This is a genomic window from Pseudomonas sp. GM50, assembly GCF_000282375.1.
Lineage (GTDB): Bacteria > Pseudomonadota > Gammaproteobacteria > Pseudomonadales > Pseudomonadaceae > Aquipseudomonas.
In genome coordinates, this window is record NZ_AKJK01000040.1 from 120,063 (window position 1) to 136,774 (window position 16,712).

Sequence of the window (16,712 nt, forward strand, 5' to 3'; positions counted from 1 at the left end):
TTAATGTGCCCGGCGTTGACGCTTCTATAGACTGTGTCCGGGTTCTGCACTGGCCCCAAATTGTTCCTTCACGCCGCAGATCGGCGTGATTTAGCCGCAGGTGCCGAGGGCGCCGCGGCCTGTTCTGAGGAGTATGCATGGCTGTCTACAACTACGACGTGGTGGTGTTGGGTTCCGGCCCGGCGGGAGAAGGCGCGGCAATGAATGCCGCCAAGGCAGGGCGCAAGGTGGCGATGGTCGATAGTCGTCGCCAGGTCGGCGGCAACTGCACCCACCTGGGCACCATCCCGTCCAAGGCTTTGCGTCACTCGGTCCGGCAGATCATGCAGTTCAACACCAACCCGATGTTCCGGGCGATTGGTGAGCCGCGCTGGTTCTCGTTCCCGGACGTTTTGAAAAGCGCCGAAAAAGTCATCTCCAAACAAGTCGCCTCGCGCACCGGCTACTACGCCCGTAACCGTGTCGACGTGTTCTTCGGCACCGGCAGCTTCGCCGACGAGCAAACCATCGAAGTGGTCTGCGCCAACGGTGTGGTCGAGAAGCTGGTGGCCAAGCACATCATCATCGCCACCGGTTCGCGCCCTTATCGCCCGGCGGACATCGATTTCCATCACCCGCGTATCTACGATAGCGACACCATCCTCAGCCTCGGCCACACCCCGCGCAAACTCATCGTTTACGGCGCCGGCGTGATTGGTTGCGAATACGCCTCGATCTTCAGTGGTCTGGGTGTGCTGGTCGAGCTGGTGGACAACCGCGGTCAGTTGCTGAGCTTCCTCGACTCGGAAATTTCCCAGGCCCTGAGCTATCACTTCAGCAACAACAACATCACGGTTCGCCACAACGAAGACTACGACCGCGTCGAAGGCGTGGACAACGGCGTGATCCTGCACCTCAAGTCCGGCAAGAAGATCAAGGCCGATGCCTTGCTCTGGTGCAACGGTCGTACCGGCAACACCGATCAGCTGGGTCTGGAAAATATCGGCGTGAAGGTCAACAGCCGTGGCCAGATCGAAGTCGACGAAGCCTACCGCACCTGCGTACCGAACATTTACGGTGCCGGTGACGTGATCGGCTGGCCGAGCCTGGCCAGTGCCGCGCACGACCAGGGCCGCTCGGCCGCTGGCAGCATCGTCGATAACAACAGCTGGCGCTTCGTCAACGACGTGCCGACCGGTATCTACACCATTCCGGAGATCAGCTCGATCGGCAAGAACGAGCAGGAACTGACGCAGGCCAAGGTGCCGTACGAAGTCGGCAAGGCATTCTTCAAGAGCATGGCGCGTGCGCAGATTGCCGGCGAGCCGCAGGGCATGCTGAAGATCCTGTTCCACCGTGAAACCCTGGAAGTGCTGGGCGTTCACTGCTTCGGTTATCAGGCGTCGGAGATCGTTCACATCGGTCAGGCGATCATGAGCCAGCCGGGCGAACTGAACACCCTGAAGTACTTCGTCAACACGACGTTCAACTACCCGACCATGGCCGAAGCCTATCGGGTAGCGGCGTACGATGGCCTCAACCGGCTTTTTTGAGCGGCTCCGGCCGGTGGCCTGAGCCGGCCGGGGAGACCGATTTCAGCAATTCTCGAGCGTGGCAGTGGCCAAACCGGGAAAGTCTGTAATCAGGCTGTCAACGCCGAAGTCGGCGAGTCTGCGCATCAGCGCGGGCTCGTTGACTGTCCACACCGACACATGCAGCCCCTGACGCTGCGCCTTCTGCAGGCGTTCCGGCGTACACAGGGTCCAGTTCAGCGCCAGAATCTCACAGCCATAGTTTTGCGCGACCTTCAACGGGTCGAGCCAGGCGTATTCGGCCACCAATCCGCGAGACACGTCCGGCACCAGGTCCAGCGCGGCTTTCAACACTTCGCGTGAACTCGACGTAATCGTGATCTTGTCCCGCATGCCGAAACGCTGCGCCATTTCGCGAATCGCCAGCACGGTGGTCGCGGCACGGGTGCGTGAAGCGCTTTTGACCTCTAGCTGCCAGTGATCGAAATCACATTTCTCGAACAATTCTTCCAGCGTTGGAATCGTGCAGGGTTTGATCCAGCCCGGGCCACCCTTGCGCGCGTCGTAGGTCACCAGCTCCGCGGCGGTATGTTCGACTACTTTGCCGCGGCGCTCGGTGGTGCGTTTGAGGGTCGGGTCGTGGATCACCATCAACTCGCCGTCCCTGGACAGGTGCAGGTCCAGTTCACAGCGCCGTACGCCGTGCTTGAGGCATTCCTGAAAGCTGGTCAGGGTGTTTTCCGGTGCTTCGCCCTTGGCGCCGCGATGGCCGTAGATAAGGGTCACGGTTCTTCCTTAAGTTAAATGCCTGATTCGTTTTGTTCGCGGGCCAGGCGTCGTTCTTGTGCCTGTCGCTGCAAGATGTAACGGGCCAGCAATTGCCGCTGGGCATCGGACGGGTATTCGAACTCGGTGCCAATGTCGTAGCCGTCGCCCTTGCGGTCGCAATGGGTGACGCGGGCCCGCAGCAACAGGCCAAGGGCTTGCGGCATGAGTACCAGCTTGACCGACAGGTGCGCGCCAGTGGCGATGGGCGTCGGATGCTGGAAGTCGATACCTCCTTCGGAGAGGATTACCGGTTGCGGTTCGCCGATTTGTCCGAGCACGGTCAGGGCGACCACCTGGCTCAGCAGATCGATGCGTTTGTTCTGGGATTTCAGGAACGCGGCGATGGTCCGGTCGCGTTCGCTGATCTGTCGCAGCAGGTGTTGCGACTCGAATTCGCTCAGGTGCAATTCGCTGAGCAGGTTGAATAGTGGGGAAGCATCCTGCAACACTTCCTGGCCTGCGGCTTCGGGAGCAGACAGGGGCCGAATTTCCAGTGCGATCGTGTCCTCGATACGGTAGTATTCGCGGCGATCTTCTTCATCTAATGTCGACATGGCGAACCCATGGTAGCGGCGGTGGTCTGAGTGTAAAGCTGGTTATCGACCCCCGCCACAAGGACGTTCCTTTTCCCTCCGAACAAGCCCCGACATGTTCAGACCTCTCTTCGTATTTATTGGCACGCGTTATACCCGTGCAAAGCGTCGCAATCATTTTGTGTCGTTCATTTCCCTGACCTCGATGATCGGACTCGCCCTTGGCGTGGTCGTGATGATCGTCGTGTTGTCGGTCATGAACGGCTTCGATCATGAGATGCGCACCCGCGTGCTGGGCATGGTGCCCCACGCGACCATCGAGTCCGGTGAGCCGATCAGCGACTGGCAAAGCCTGGCCGCCAAGGTCAAGCAGAACCCGCAGGTGGCGGCGGTTGCGCCCTTCGTCCAGATGCAGGGCCTGCTGACCAACAACGGCAAGGTCTCCAAAGTGCTGCTCAATGCCATCGACCCGGTGCAGGAACGGCAGGTGTCGATCATTGATAACTTCATGCAGCAGGGCAAACTCGATGACCTGGCGCCGGGCAGTTTCGGCATCGTCATCGGCGACAAGGCCGCGGCCAAGCTTGGCGTGGCGGTCGGCGACAAGCTGACGTTTGTCGCGCCAGAAGTCACCGTGACCCCGGCCGGGATGTTCCCGCGCATGAAACGCTTTACCGTGGTCGGCATCTTTCATGTCGGCGCCGGTGAGATCGACGGCTATCTGGGCATCACCAATTTGCAGGATCTGGCGAAGCTGCACCGCTGGAAGCCGGATCAGGTCCAGGGCTTGCGCTTGAAGTTCGACGATCTGTTCCAGGCACCACGCATGGCGTGGACCATCGCTCAGCAACTCGGCGAAGACAAGTACTACGCCCGCGACTGGACCCGCACCCACGGCAATCTGTATCAAGCGATCCGCATGGAAAAGGCCATGATCGGCCTGCTGTTGCTGCTGATCGTCGCCGTTGCGGCGTTCAACATCATTTCCACGCTGGTGATGGTGGTGAATGACAAGAAGGGCGACATCGCGATTTTGCGCACCCTTGGCTCCACGCCGGGGCAGATCATGGCGATCTTCATGGTCCAGGGCACGGTCATTGGTGTGGTCGGTACGCTGATCGGCGCTGTGGTCGGGATCTTCGCCGCGCTGAACGTCAGCGCCGCGATCTCGGCCCTTGAAGGGCTGATCGGTCATAAATTCCTGAACGCTGACGTGTATTTCATCGATTACCTGCCGTCGCAAGTGCAGAGCCAGGACGTGTTGATGGTCTGCGCAGCCGCGTTGGTTCTGAGTTTCCTCGCCACCCTGTATCCAGCCTGGCGTGCCGCGCGCACCCAGCCTGCGGAGGCGCTACGTTATGAGTGAGTCGGGCATGAGTGATAAAGCAATCTTGAGCTGCCGCAACCTGGGCAAATCCTACGTGGAAGGTCCGGAATCGGTAGAAGTTCTGGCCGGTCTGCAACTGGAGCTGCACCCTGGTGAGCGCGTGGCGATCGTCGGTACGTCGGGTTCGGGCAAAAGTACCTTGCTCAACCTGCTGGGCGGCCTCGATACGCCGACCAAGGGCAGCGTCTGGCTGGCCGGTGAAGAGCTCTCGGCGCTGAACGAAAAGGCCCGGGGCCTGCTGCGCAATCGGTCGCTGGGTTTCGTTTACCAGTTCCACCACTTGCTGCCTGAGTTCACCGCGCTGGAAAACGTCTGCATGCCGTTGCTGATCGGTAAAACCGCGATCCCCGAAGCGCGTCAGCGTGCAACGGCGTTGCTGGAGCGGGTAGGGCTGGGCCATCGTCTGGAGCACAAACCGGCGGAATTGTCCGGTGGCGAACGCCAACGCGTGGCCATTGCCCGTGCCCTGGTGAACAAGCCAGGCCTGGTGATGCTCGACGAGCCGACCGGCAACCTCGACTCCCACACCGCCCAGGGCATTCAGGATTTGATGCTGGAACTCAGCACCTCGATGCGCACCGCGTTCTTGGTGGTGACCCATGACATGAACCTGGCCCGCCAGATGGATCGCGTCCTGCATTTGCAGGAAGGTTACCTGACACCCATCTGATTGACCGAAACCCGACGTACTGAGCAGTGCGTCGGGTCTTTTATTTTTATACGGTGCCCAGCGAATGTTCAGACCGTTATCGATCTTTATCGGCGCGCGCTATACCCGCGCCAAGCGCCGCAATCGCTTTGTTTCCTTCATCTCGATGACCTCGATGATCGGCCTCGCCCTGGGCGTGCTGGCGATGATCGTGGTGCTGTCGGTGATGAATGGGTTCCAGCGCGAAATGAGCTCGCGCATCCTCGGCATGGTGCCCCACGCGACCATCGTCGGCGTGAACCCTATCGACGATTGGCAGCCGGTGGCCGCCGCGGCGATGAAAAATCCTGAAGTGACGGCGGCGGTGCCGTTTACCGAGATGGAAGGCATGCTGTCCTACAAGGGGGCGATGCAGCCGATCCAGGTCAGCGGTGTCGACCCGGCGCTGGAAGGCAAGGTGTCGATCGTTGCCAAGCACATTGTTCAGGGACGTCTCGATGCCTTGAAGCCAGGCGAGTTTGGCGTGGTGATCGGCGAGATCACCGCAAGACGCTTTCGCTTGAACGTGGGCGACAAGATCACCCTGATCGTGCCGGAAATCAGCACCGCACCGGGCGGGATTACCCCGCGCATGCAGCGCCTGAACGTGGTGGGCGTGTTCAAGGTTGGCGCTGAGCTGGACGGCTCCATGGCGCTGATCCACGTCGCCGACGCCGCGCAGATGCAGCACTGGCAGCCCAATCAAGTGCAGAGCGTGCGCCTGGCGGTGAAGGATCTGTACGCCGCGCCGCAAGTGTCGAGCGACATTGCGACAGGCCTGGGCGCTGCCTACAAGGCTGACGACTGGACCCACACCCAGGGCAGTCTGTTCAGCGCGATGAAAATGGAAAAAACCATGATCGGCCTGCTGTTGCTGATGATCGTCGCGGTGGCGGCGTTCAACATCATCGCCACCCTGATCATGGTGGTGAACGACAAGGGCGCGGACATCGCAATCCTGCGCACCATCGGCGCGACGCCTCGGCAGATCATGGCGATTTTCATGGTGCAGGGCACGGTGATCGGGGTTGTCGGTACCTTGATTGGCGGCGTGCTGGGCGTGATTGCAGCGTTGAACGTCAGCGAGCTGGTGGGCTGGATGGAGCGGGTCAGCGGGCAGCACATCTTCAGTTCCGATGTGTACTTTGTCAGTAACTTGCCGTCGGAACTGCAGGGCGCGGATGTGTTGTTGATCTGTTCCGCCGGTTTCATCATGAGCTTTTTGGCGACGGTGTATCCGGCGTGGCGGGCGGCGAAAGTCGAGCCTGCTACCGCATTGCGGTATTCGTAAGCCGTTACACCGCCATCGCGAGCAGGCTCGCTCCCACATTTTCCGAGTCGACTCAGGTCCAATGTGGGAGCGAGCCTGCTCGCGATGGGGCCAGACCTGCTGCCCTCAATCCCCCTTCGGTAACTCAATCACAAACCGCGTCCATCCGTTATCCGATTCGCAACGAATCTGCCCGCCATGGGCGCGGATGATCGACTGGGTAATCGCCAACCCCAACCCCGCATGCTCACTGCTGCCTTCACGACGCGCGGGGTCTGCCCGGTAGAAGCGGTCAAACAAGCGCGGCAACAAGTCTTCAGAAATCCCTTCACCGCTGTTTTCAACGGTCAGGCTCAAGCCCGTCGGCTGCTCGATAATCTTCACCCGCACCTCGCCATTGGCCGGGGTAAATCGCAACGCATTGTCCAGCAAATTGGACAGCGCCCGGCGCAGCATGCTGCGGTCGCCCTGTATGCGCGCACTGCCGTCACGACTCAATTTCACCTGAGCGTCCTCGGCCAGCGGCGCAAAGAACTCCAGCAGCACATCGGCTTCTTCCGCCAGTTCCAGCGGTTCGCGCTTGGGCATCAGCAAGCCATGGTCAGCCTTGGCCAGGTACAACATGTCGTTGACCAGTTGCGCCATCCATTGCAGTTCTTCGAGGTTGCTGTGCAGCGCTTCGCGGTAATCCTCAAGGGGGCGAGGGCGAGTGAGGGTGACCTGGGTGTGAGTCAGCAGGTTCGACAGCGGCGTGCGCAGTTCATGGGCGATGTCGGCGGAAAACGCCGAGAGACGCTGAAAAGAGTCGTCAAGGCGTCCGAGCATGGCGTTGAAACTGTGGGCCATTTCCGCGAGTTCTGGCGGCATGTCTGCTTCCGGCAGGCGCGCGTTGAGCGATTGCGCTGAAACACCACTGGCGACCGCACTCATGCGTCGCAGCGGGCGCAAGCCACTGCGCGCCGCCCAGGCACCGAGCAGGGCGGTGGCCAGCGCCGACAAACCGACCGTCAGCCAGATCAGGTGCTGCATGCGCTGCAGAAAGTGCTGGTGATGGGTGATGTCCAGCAGCAGGGTCAGTTGCGGTGAGTCGGGTTTGTCGAGGAACAGCGGCGCATTCAGGACGCGATAGTCGGTGCCGTCATCGCTCACCGTCGATAGCCCCAACTGGCGCGGCAAGTCGTTGGGTAAGCGGGCTGAGCTGTCGTACAAACGTTGGCCGTCGCTGCCGATGATGCGCAGCGAAAGATCGGCTTGTCGGCTCAATTCATCGGCCAGTTTGGTCTCGCTTTCGCTGGACTGAATGTCATCCAGCGCCCGGCGCAAGCCAATCAGCTTGCCATCCAGCAACTGCTGGTCCAGTTCGACAAAATGCGCCTCGCTGGCGCGGCTGAACAACACCCCGGCGAACAACGACACCACCGCGGTGCAGGCCGCAAACAGCAGCGCGAGGCGATTGCTTAGTGAAAGTCGGCGCATCAGGCAGGGCGCTCTTCAAGGACGTAGCCCATGCCGCGCACGGTGTGGATCAACTTGTTCGGGAAGTCATCGTCGATCTTCAGGCGCAAACGGCGGATCGCCACTTCGATAACATTGGTGTCGCTGTCGAAATTCATGTCCCACACCTGGGAAGCGATCAGCGATTTGGGCAGCACTTCGCCTTGGCGCCGTAGGAGCATTTCCAGCAGAGCGAATTCCTTGGCGGTCAGGTCGATGCGCTGGCCGTTGCGCTCGACCCGACGGCGGATCAGGTCCAGGCGCAAGTCGGCCAGTTGCAGGCTGGTTTCCTGAGGAGTTGCGCTACCGCGCCGCAGCAGGCTGCGAACCCTGGCCAGCAGTTCGGAGAAGGCGAAAGGTTTTACCAGATAGTCGTCGGCACCTAGCTCCAGGCCGTGCACCCTGTCCTCCACCGCGTCTCGGGCTGTAAGAAACAGTACCGGTGTGTCGAGGCCCGCGCCGCGCACCGCTTGCAGAATCTGCCAGCCATCGCGACCGGGCAGCATCACATCGAGGATCAACAAGGCGTAATCGCCGCTCAACGCCAGTTGCTGGCCGGTGCTGCCATCGGCCACCAATTCGGTGGTGAAGCCTGCCTCGGTCAGGCCCTGACGCAGGTAATGGCCAGTTTTCGGTTGGTCTTCGACAATCAGCAGTTTCATGGGCGACTCGGGCAGTTGGAACAGGTGCGTTATACCGTGGGCGGCGGCGATACGGGCCAACCTGACAAAGTTGTAATCTGCCTGTCAGGTGGCTGGCAGAGCCCGCGGGTTAGAGTTTCCCACAAGCTGAACCTCATCTTGTTGGAGTGCGACTATGTTTTTGCGAAAGCGTCTGGTGTTGGCCGCTTGCTTGCTGACACTGAGTTTAGGGCTTGCGGCCTCGCCAGCGCAGACCTACGACTTCGGTCAACCGGCCACGGCCGCCCGGGCTACCCGTAGCGTTGAAGTGGTAATGGGCGATATGTCGTTCGATCCGAAAGCCATCGAGATCAAGGCTGGTGAGACCGTTCGCTTTGTACTGGTGAATAAAGGCCAGTTGCTGCACGAATTCAACCTCGGCGACGCGGCGATGCATGCCCAGCATCAGCAGGAAATGTTGCAGATGCAGCAAAGCGGCATGCTTATGCCTACAGGCATGAAGGCCATGGACCACGGTTCCATGGCCACTATGGACCATTCCTCCGAAGGGCATGGGATGAAACACGATGACCCGAACAGTGTGCTGGTGGAGCCGGGCAAAACCACCGAGCTGACCTGGACCTTCACCAAGGCCACCAACCTGGAATTTGCCTGCAATATCCCCGGCCACTATCAGGCCGGTATGGTCGGCAAACTGACAGTCAGTCAGTAAGCACTCAAAGGCGGGAGCAAAGGCTGGTAGAATCCGCTGATTCTTCAGTCAGGTTTCCGCCATGCATCCCGCAGCCGAACATTCGCCGCTGGGCAAATCCAGCGAATACATCGCCACCTACACGCCGTCCCTGCTGTTCCCGATCCCGCGCACCGCGAAATGGGCCGAGCTGGGCCTGACGGCTGAAACCCTGCCGTACAAGGGCGTGGACTTCTGGAACTGCTTCGAGCTGTCGTGGCTGTTGCCGTCCGGCAAGCCCGTGGTGGCGATTGGCGAATTCAGCATTCCGGCGGATTCGCCGAACATCATCGAATCGAAGTCGTTCAAGCTGTACCTCAACTCGCTGAACCAAACAGCGTTTGCCGATACCGCAAGCCTTGAAGCGACGCTGGCAAAAGACCTTTCGGCCGCTGCCGGCAAACCGGTGGGCGTGCGGATTCGCAGCCTGAAAGAGGTTGAGGCAGAAGGCGTCGTGGCGTTGCCGGGTGTGTGCATCGATGACCTGGACATCAGCGTCAGTAACTATGAGCATCCGCGTCCGGAACTGCTGCGGTGCGATGAGTCGCTCATTGTTGAAGAGTGCGTGCACAGCCATTTGCTCAAGTCCAATTGCCCGGTTACCAGCCAGCCGGATTGGGGCAGCGTGGCGGTGGAGTATCGCGGCGCGGCGCTGGATCACGCGAGTTTACTGGAATATATCGTGAGCTTCCGACAGCACTCGGACTTCCATGAGCAGTGCGTGGAGCGGATTTTCCTCGACCTGCAACGATTGCTGAAGCCAGAGAAACTGACGGTGTATGCACGGTATGTGCGTCGCGGCGGGTTGGACATCAACCCGTATCGCAGCACCGAAGACGTGCAACTGCCGAACCACCGCCTGGTTCGTCAATGAAGAACCAATGTGGGAGCGAGCCTGCTCGCGATGAGGGCGGCACATCCAACATTAATGTTGGCTGATACTCCGCCATCGCGAGCAGGCTCGCTCCCACAGGGGATTGCATTTGCAAATCCCGGATATGAAAAAGCCCCGCTATCGATAGCGGGGCTTTTTTGCATCTGGCGGGTTCAGATCCCCATGTTGCCCAAGGCTTGCACGATGTTGCGCAAGGTGCCAGCAAGGGTCGGGTGTTCGAGTTCGAAGCGCTCGACGGCCAGGTTCACATTGTCGGCGAGGTTGGTGTCCTGGGTTTTGGTTTCCAGTTCAAGCTCAAGTTCGATCTGTTGCATCAGCGCGTGCAGGTCAGCGCGCTCTTCTTCGGAAAGCGGTGGATTCTGTTCCAATTGCTCGCGCAGTTTGTTGAGCTGTTCTTGCAGTTCGCGGGCAGGCATGGCGTTCTTCCTTTTATCGATAGGCACTGGCATAGACCGCAGCGGCGCGCCAAAGGTCTATGGCTGACCTTTAGATTAATCCACTCCCGGGCAACCTGCATGCCTTCATAGGTGTGAGGCGGCGATCAGGGCTTCTCGCCCTTGAGCCGGCGCAGACTGATATCGGCCAGGCAGGTGTCGAGTTCGCCCAGATGATCGATCACCGAATGCACGCCCAGGCCAAACAACTGCATTGTCGCCTTGCCGCGCAGGTGTTCCCGTTCCTTTTGACTCAAGGCCTGCCATTCGCTTGGAGCCAGCCCGCACAGCGAGCCGCAGGACGCCAGGCCAATGGTCCACAACCCGGCATTCAGGCCTGATTGCAGAAGTCGCGGCTCGCCGCTGACCAGCACGCAACCGTCCAGACGTTCGACATTCAACGCCATCAAGGCTTGCCAACAGGCGTTCGGAGCCGGCCATGGATTGATTGTTGCCGGGTGTTGCGAAGGTTTGATCCAGTCCGGGAGTGCCGCGGCCAGAGAGTGGCTGAGGGCGGGGGGCAGTTCATCGAGCCAGGCGCAAGGAATCTGTTGGCGCTGCAAGCTGGACAGGCTATCCAGAGCGCCAAGCGTGACTTCGGTGTGCTCGGGAGTCAGTGTGCCGGGCTGGCGAGTGCGTGCGCCGAAATCCACCAGACATCCACTGAGGCCGAACAGTACAGCGGTCAGGCTGGGTGCGATGAGAGGCGAGGCTTCGGCGCGTGGCATATCAACGTCCTTGAAATAGTAACAAGGCTATTCGTGGACGGTGACAGTTGAGTGACACTGATGTGAATCGCTCCCAGCCAGGAGGAATCATCCGGGAGCGATCGCGCACGATGCTGCCTAAACCGGCTTATCCGTCATATACTAGTGGTCTTTGCGACTGGGCCAAGCGTCCGCGTCAGTACAATCCAAGGAGTTTCTCTATGCGCTGGAGCAATCGACTCGCTCAGCTTTGTATGTGTGCCAGTGTATTGCTGGTTCCGTTTGCGGCTCAGGCTGCCACGGAAGAAGATCCTTGGGAAAGCATTAACCGCCCGATCTACAAGTTCAACGATTTTGTCGACACCTACGCACTGAAGCCATTGGCCCAGGGCTATCAATTCGTCACGCCGCAGTTTCTGGAAGATGGTATCCACAACATGTTCCGCAACGTTGGTGACGTGACCAACCTTGCCAACGACGTGTTGCAGGCCAAGCCCGCCGCGGCAGGCGTCGACACCGCGCGTTTGATCTTCAACACCACCTTCGGCCTGCTGGGCTTCTTCGACGTGGGCACCCAGATGGGCCTGCATCGCAATGATGAAGACTTCGGCCAGACCCTCGGTTACTGGGGCGTGGGCAGCGGCCCATACTTGATGCTGCCGCTGCTGGGCCCAAGCACCTTGCGTGATGCGCCGTCCAAGTATGTCGACGGCTATACCGGCCCGTACCGCTACATCAACGACGTGCCGGTGCGTAATTCGATCTTCGGCCTGAACATCGTCGACACCCGCGCCAACCTGCTGTCGGCCGAGAAACTGGTCAGCGGCGACAAATACACCTTTATTCGCAATGCGTACCTGCAAAACCGCGAATTCAAGGTCAAGGACGGCCAGGTCGAAGACGATTTTTAATCTCGACCGGTAAAACGAAGAAGGCGGCCATTTGGCCGCCTTCTTTCGTTTGGCTTGCGGGTTAAATCGGGGTTATTTCATCTTCAGGATTGTAAGCCCGAGTTTCTGATTGCCACCGTCCTGTGCTTTCACCCACACCACCTCGGTATCGGCCTCAAGGCCTTTTAGCGCTGCGTGATCGGAGTCAATCCGCACGCTAAGCCGGTCACCGACCTTGAATAAACGGGGCGCCTCAACCTGCATGCCGCTGCTGGAAAGGTCGATGCAGACGGCTGGCACCTCGTCGCCCTCATGAATCAGCGCCACATCGGCATCGACCCGCATGCGGATGAAATCGCGCTTTTCGCTGTAGTCCCGATCAGTTTGGCTCATGGGCTCGATCCTTCCTTTGGGTTACGGTTTTGCCTGTTCTTATAACTCTCGGTGATTTGACAAGTAAAGACGTCAAGCGACCATCGGCGTGAGCTTGAAACGCCTCGCGGATGGGAGTACCGTCTGCGCCTTAGAAGGGCACCTTTGGTGGACCTGTGAGTAGGGCAAACGCTCGAAAACGGTGCAGCCAGAGAGGCTAGAAAGCGAATCCAGTAGTGTGAGCAGGGCCAAATGCCCAGCCTGCTACGCCAACCTAATTCTGGCGCCGTTTGCCCACATGCCAAAAACCAGTGCCACGCTGCTGATAATCGATGATGACGAAGTAGTGCGCGCGAGCCTCGCGGCCTACTTGGAAGACAGTGGTTTCAGTGTCCTGCAGGCCAGCAATGGCCAGCAGGGACTTCAGGTATTCGAGCAAGACAAGCCCGACTTGGTCATCTGCGATCTGCGCATGCCGCAGATGGGTGGACTTGAACTCATTCGCCAGGTCACCGAGCTGTCGCCGCAAACACCGGTAATCGTGGTGTCGGGCGCCGGCGTGATGAACGACGCGGTCGAGGCCCTGCGCCTGGGCGCGGCGGACTACCTGATCAAGCCTCTCGAAGATCTGGCCGTGCTCGAGCACTCTGTGCGCCGAGCCCTGGATCGTGCGCGCCTGCTGCTGGAAAACCAGCGCTATCGCGAGAAGCTGGAAAAGGCCAATCGCGAGCTCGAAGCCAGCCTGAACCTGCTCCAGGAAGACCAGAACGCCGGTCGCCAGGTGCAGATGAACATGCTGCCGGTCAGTCCCTGGAGCATCAACGAGTTCCAGTTTGCGCATCAGATCATCCCGTCGCTGTACCTTTCGGGCGATTTCGTCGACTACTTTCGGGTCGATGAGCGTCGGGTAGCGTTCTACCTGGCTGACGTTTCCGGTCATGGCGCCTCTTCAGCCTTCGTTACCGTGCTGTTGAAGTTCATGACCACGCGCTTGCTGTTCGAATCCAAGCGCAACGGCACATTGCCGGAGTTCAAGCCTTCAGAGGTTCTTGGTCATATCAACCGGGGCCTGATCAGTTGTAAGCTGGGCAAACACGTCACAATGGTCGGTGGAGTCATCGACGAGGAGACCGGTTTGTTGACCTATAGCATCGGCGGTCATCTGCCGTTGCCTGTGTTGTACACGCCAGACAGTGTTCGTTACCTGGAAGGGCGTGGTCTGCCGGTGGGCCTCTTCAATGAAGCCACCTACGAAGACCACGTACTGGAATTGCCGCCAGTGTTCAGCTTGACGCTGATGTCTGATGGCATTTTGGACCTTTTGCCAGAACCCACACTCAAAGAGAAAGAAGCTGCTTTACCTCAACGGGTGAAGGCAGCGGGCGGCAGCCTGGATGGTCTGCGCCAGGTTTTTGGATTGGCCACGCTAGGGGAGATGCCGGATGATATCGCCCTGTTGGTGTTGAGCAGGAATCTTTAATGAGTACCGGTAGAATCCAGTTCGCCGAGCAGGACGGCACCTTCGTCCTGAAGTTCGTCGGTGAAGTTCGCCTGACCCTGTGTTCGGCGTTGGATGCGACTATTGAGCGGATCTTCACTGCGTTGAATTTCAACGCCATCGTGATCGACCTGACCGAAACCCGCAGCATCGACAGCACCACCCTGGGCCTGCTGGCCAAACTGTCGATCCTGTCGCGGCAAAAGGTCGGCCTGCTGCCGACCGTCGTCACCACCCACGAAGACATCACCCGTCTGTTGCAGTCCATGGGCTTCGAGCAAGTGTTCAACATCGTTGACCGCCCGATCCCATGCCCTGAATGCCTGACCGACCTGCCAGACCAGGACCAGTCCGAAGAAGTGGTACGGGTCAAAGTCCTCGAAGCACACAAAATCCTCATGGGCCTGAACGACTCCAATCGTGAAGCGTTCCATGACCTGGTGAATGCGCTGGAGCGGCATTGATTCCCCTGAAACGGTGTGGGTCGGTCTGATCCCACACTAGCCCCGCGTAAACACACCATCCCGACTCACTACGAATCCCCTGTAGGAGCGAGGCTTGCCCGCGAAGGCGCCATAACGATCACCACATCCCCCAGCGCGAAGCCCATTCAATCTCCACCATCAACGCACAAAAAAGGGCGAACCCGCTAAGGTTCGCCCTTTTTGCACCGCTTCGAACTAGATCACAGCTTGGCCTGCAACAACGCCTCAAGCTTCTCCTGATCCCGAGCAAACTGACGAATCCCCTCAGCCAGCTTCTCGGTCGCCATCGCATCCTCGTTGGACAACCAACGGAACTGCGCTTCATTCAAGCTCAGACGCGCTTCACCGGCATGCCCCGGCGCCAATTTGCGCTCCAGCTTGCCAGTATCCGCCGCCAGCTTCTCCAGCAGATCCGGGCTGATGGTCAACCGATCACAACCGGCCAACTGCTCGATCTGATTCAGATTACGGAAGCTCGCACCCATCACCACAGTCTTGTAGTCATTGGCCTTGTAGTAGTTGTAGATACGCGTCACCGACTGCACGCCCGGATCATCCGCGCCGGTGTAGTCGTTGCCAGTGGCTTTCTTGTACCAGTCGTAGATACGGCCAACGAACGGCGAAATCAGGAACACCCCAGCGTCAGCACAAGCCGCAGCCTGAGCGAAAGAGAACAGCAAGGTCAGGTTGGTCTGAATGCCTTCCTTTTCCAGCTTCTCGGCAGCGCGGATACCTTCCCAGGTCGAAGCGATCTTGATCAGCACGCGGTCACGGCCAACGCCGGCCTTGTCGTACAGGTCGATCAGACGGTGCGCACGCTTCAATACGGCGTCAGTGTCGAACGACAGGCGCGCATCCACCTCAGTGGAAATACGGCCCGGTACAACCTTCAGAATTTCTTGCCCTACCGCAACGCCAAAACGGTCACTGGCCAGGCCTACATCGCCCTTGCAGTCGTGAACGCACGCGTTCAGCAACTCGGCATAAGCGGGAATGGCCGCCGCTTTGAGCAACAGGGAAGGGTTGGTAGTAGCGTCCACGGGTTTAACGCGAGCGATTGCTTCGAAGTCGCCGGTATCGGCAACCACGGTGGTCATTTGTTTGAGTTGTTCCAGCTTGGAAGTCATGGGCGTGCTCTGTCCTATGGGTCTAATGACATTACCCGAGCGCTTGCAGCCACTCAAGGGCGCGTACGTGTATCGATGGCCCCAGCGGCAACAACCTGAAAACGGATGTTTGAAAGGCGGGGCGTGGTATCGGTAGATACGATGCTGAAATAGGGGACAGGTTCAACGCAGGTGACCGTTAACGCCCCTCCAACAACTCCGCCGCCTGATCCAGCAACGCCAAAGGCTCTTTAGCCTTGTGAATATCCACCGACAACAACTGCCGAAACTTGCGCGCCCCCGGGAACCCGGTGCCCAGCCCCAGCACGTGCCGGGTGATGTGATGCATCGATCCACCCGCCAGCAGATGCTCGGCGATATAAGGACGCAACTGCGCCAGCGCCTCGGCCCGGCTGATCACTGGGGCCTTGCTGCCAAACAGCTGCTGATCCACCTCTGCCATCACATAAGGGTTGTGATACGCCTCACGACCCAGCATCACGCCGTCAAACGTCTGCAAATGCTCGTGACAAGCCTCCAGCGTCTTGATCCCGCCGTTGAGAATAATCTCCAGCTCCGGAAAGTCCGTCTTCAACCGCGCCGCCACGTCATAGCGCAGAGGCGGAATGTCGCGGTTCTCCTTCGGCGACAACCCCTCCAGAATCGCAATCCGCGCATGCACCGTAAAACTCGTGCACCCGGCATCCCGAACCGTGCCAACGAAATCGCACAACTCCTCGTAACTGTCCCGCCCATTAATCCCGATCCGATGCTTCACCGTCACCGGAATCGACACCGCATCACGCATCGCCTTCACACAATCAGCCACCAACTGCGGATGCCCCATCAGGCACGCCCCGATCATATTGTTCTGCACCCGATCACTCGGGCAGCCGACGTTCAGGTTTACCTCGTCGTAGCCGTGCTCCTGGGCCATACGTGCGCAGGCGGCCAGGTCGAGCGGGACACTGCCGCCGAGTTGCAGGGCGAGCGGGTGTTCGGCTTCGTTGTGACGCAGGAAGCGGTCGTGATCGCCGTTGAGGAGCGCGCCGGTGGTGACCATTTCGGTGTAGAGGAGGGCGTGTTTGGATAGTAGGCGTAGGAAGAAACGGCAGTGGCGGTCTGTCCAATCCATCATCGGGGCGACGGAGAAGCGGCGGGAGAGCGGAGCGGGTGTGGCGGTGATTGGGGGCATTGGCGTTTCTGGAATGGGTGAGGCTGGGAGGTGGGGAGTTTATCAGGA

At 59.5% G+C, this 16,712-nt stretch carries 18 protein-coding genes; 9 read left to right on the forward strand and 9 right to left on the reverse strand.

Going from position 1 to position 16,712, the window contains the following annotated elements; translation table 11 throughout:
• The first annotated feature begins 137 nt into the window (after positions 1–137).
• Positions 138–1,532 carry a Si-specific NAD(P)(+) transhydrogenase gene (gene sthA, locus PMI30_RS23465; protein WP_007907752.1) on the forward strand — a complete coding sequence of 465 codons (1,395 nt, stop codon included), beginning with the start codon at positions 138–140 and terminating at the stop codon, positions 1,530–1,532.
• Between the two features lie 42 nt (positions 1,533–1,574).
• On the opposite strand, the gene PMI30_RS23460 is transcribed toward sthA, so the two are convergent.
• Both PMI30_RS23460 and PMI30_RS23455 read right to left on the reverse strand, forming a co-directional pair.
• Positions 1,575–2,297, reverse strand: coding sequence for a glycerophosphodiester phosphodiesterase (locus PMI30_RS23460; protein ID WP_008007102.1), 723 nt, complete (start codon positions 2,295–2,297; stop codon positions 1,575–1,577).
• 14 nt (positions 2,298–2,311) lie between these two features.
• Positions 2,312–2,893, reverse strand: coding sequence for a PilZ domain-containing protein (locus tag PMI30_RS23455; RefSeq protein WP_008007104.1), 582 nt, complete (start codon positions 2,891–2,893; stop codon positions 2,312–2,314).
• Positions 2,894–2,987: 94 nt separating this feature from the next.
• On the opposite strand from PMI30_RS23455, the gene PMI30_RS23450 reads away from it, so the two are divergent.
• The 3 genes from PMI30_RS23450 (at position 2,988) to PMI30_RS23440 (ending at position 6,238) form a co-directional block, all read left to right on the forward strand.
• The gene (locus PMI30_RS23450) at positions 2,988–4,238 is read left to right on the forward strand and encodes a lipoprotein-releasing ABC transporter permease subunit (protein ID WP_008007106.1); all 1,251 of its coding nucleotides are present in this window, start codon (positions 2,988–2,990) and stop codon (positions 4,236–4,238) included.
• 7 nt (positions 4,239–4,245) lie between these two features.
• Positions 4,246–4,929 (forward strand): lipoprotein-releasing ABC transporter ATP-binding protein LolD, encoded by a 684-nt coding sequence (lolD, locus tag PMI30_RS23445; RefSeq protein ID WP_020700644.1) that lies wholly within the window; start codon positions 4,246–4,248, stop codon positions 4,927–4,929.
• Positions 4,930–4,993: 64 nt separating this feature from the next.
• A complete protein-coding gene (locus PMI30_RS23440) occupies positions 4,994–6,238 on the forward strand; it encodes a lipoprotein-releasing ABC transporter permease subunit (RefSeq protein ID WP_008007110.1) in 1,245 nt (414 codons plus the stop codon).
• Positions 6,239–6,343: 105 nt separating this feature from the next.
• Here the strand turns inward: PMI30_RS23440 and PMI30_RS23435 are convergent, their stop codons facing one another.
• On the reverse strand, positions 6,344–7,693 hold the full coding sequence (locus PMI30_RS23435) for a heavy metal sensor histidine kinase (protein WP_008007112.1): 1,350 nt from the start codon (positions 7,691–7,693) through the stop codon (positions 6,344–6,346).
• Positions 7,693–8,373: a heavy metal response regulator transcription factor gene (locus PMI30_RS23430; RefSeq protein WP_008007114.1), complete on the reverse strand. Its 681-nt coding sequence runs from the start codon at positions 8,371–8,373 to the stop codon at positions 7,693–7,695. The genes PMI30_RS23435 and PMI30_RS23430 overlap by 1 nt, the downstream gene beginning before the upstream one ends.
• A gap of 154 nt (positions 8,374–8,527) precedes the next feature.
• Between PMI30_RS23430 and copI the strand changes: the two genes are divergently transcribed.
• Both copI and queF read left to right on the forward strand, forming a co-directional pair.
• A complete protein-coding gene (gene copI / locus PMI30_RS23425) occupies positions 8,528–9,064 on the forward strand; it encodes a copper-resistant cuproprotein CopI (protein WP_008007116.1) in 537 nt (178 codons plus the stop codon).
• A gap of 61 nt (positions 9,065–9,125) precedes the next feature.
• Positions 9,126–9,956, forward strand: a complete 831-nt coding sequence (gene queF / locus PMI30_RS23420) for an NADPH-dependent 7-cyano-7-deazaguanine reductase QueF (RefSeq protein WP_008007118.1) — start codon at positions 9,126–9,128, stop codon at positions 9,954–9,956.
• 173 nt (positions 9,957–10,129) lie between these two features.
• Here the strand turns inward: queF and PMI30_RS23415 are convergent, their stop codons facing one another.
• The gene (locus PMI30_RS23415) at positions 10,130–10,393 is read right to left on the reverse strand and encodes a DUF4404 family protein (protein ID WP_007897109.1); all 264 of its coding nucleotides are present in this window, start codon (positions 10,391–10,393) and stop codon (positions 10,130–10,132) included.
• Between the two features lie 125 nt (positions 10,394–10,518).
• Entirely contained in the window at positions 10,519–11,139 is a 621-nt protein-coding gene (locus tag PMI30_RS23410) for a hypothetical protein (RefSeq protein ID WP_008007121.1), read from the reverse strand.
• 200 nt (positions 11,140–11,339) lie between these two features.
• Here PMI30_RS23410 and PMI30_RS23405 point away from each other — a divergent pair, with 200 nt between their 5' ends.
• A complete protein-coding gene (locus tag PMI30_RS23405; RefSeq protein WP_008007123.1) occupies positions 11,340–12,029 on the forward strand; it encodes an MlaA family lipoprotein in 690 nt (229 codons plus the stop codon).
• A gap of 72 nt (positions 12,030–12,101) precedes the next feature.
• On the opposite strand, the gene PMI30_RS23400 is transcribed toward PMI30_RS23405, so the two are convergent.
• A complete protein-coding gene (locus tag PMI30_RS23400) occupies positions 12,102–12,401 on the reverse strand; it encodes a PilZ domain-containing protein (protein ID WP_007897106.1) in 300 nt (99 codons plus the stop codon).
• A gap of 277 nt (positions 12,402–12,678) precedes the next feature.
• Here PMI30_RS23400 and rssB point away from each other — a divergent pair, with 277 nt between their 5' ends.
• Complete coding sequence (rssB, locus tag PMI30_RS23395; protein WP_008007125.1) at positions 12,679–13,860, forward strand: two-component system response regulator RssB; 1,182 nt, start codon at positions 12,679–12,681, stop codon at positions 13,858–13,860.
• On the forward strand, positions 13,860–14,342 hold the full coding sequence (gene rssC / locus PMI30_RS23390; protein WP_007897104.1) for an anti-sigma factor antagonist RssC: 483 nt from the start codon (positions 13,860–13,862) through the stop codon (positions 14,340–14,342). The genes rssB and rssC overlap by 1 nt, the downstream gene beginning before the upstream one ends.
• A 221-nt stretch (positions 14,343–14,563) precedes the next feature.
• Here rssC and tal read toward each other — a convergent pair whose 3' ends face one another.
• Both tal and dusA read right to left on the reverse strand, forming a co-directional pair.
• Positions 14,564–15,490: a transaldolase gene (tal, locus tag PMI30_RS23385; RefSeq protein WP_008007128.1), complete on the reverse strand. Its 927-nt coding sequence runs from the start codon at positions 15,488–15,490 to the stop codon at positions 14,564–14,566.
• Between the two features lie 178 nt (positions 15,491–15,668).
• A complete protein-coding gene (gene dusA / locus PMI30_RS23380; RefSeq protein WP_008007129.1) occupies positions 15,669–16,664 on the reverse strand; it encodes a tRNA dihydrouridine(20/20a) synthase DusA in 996 nt (331 codons plus the stop codon).
• Between the last annotated feature and the right edge of the window lie 48 nt (positions 16,665–16,712).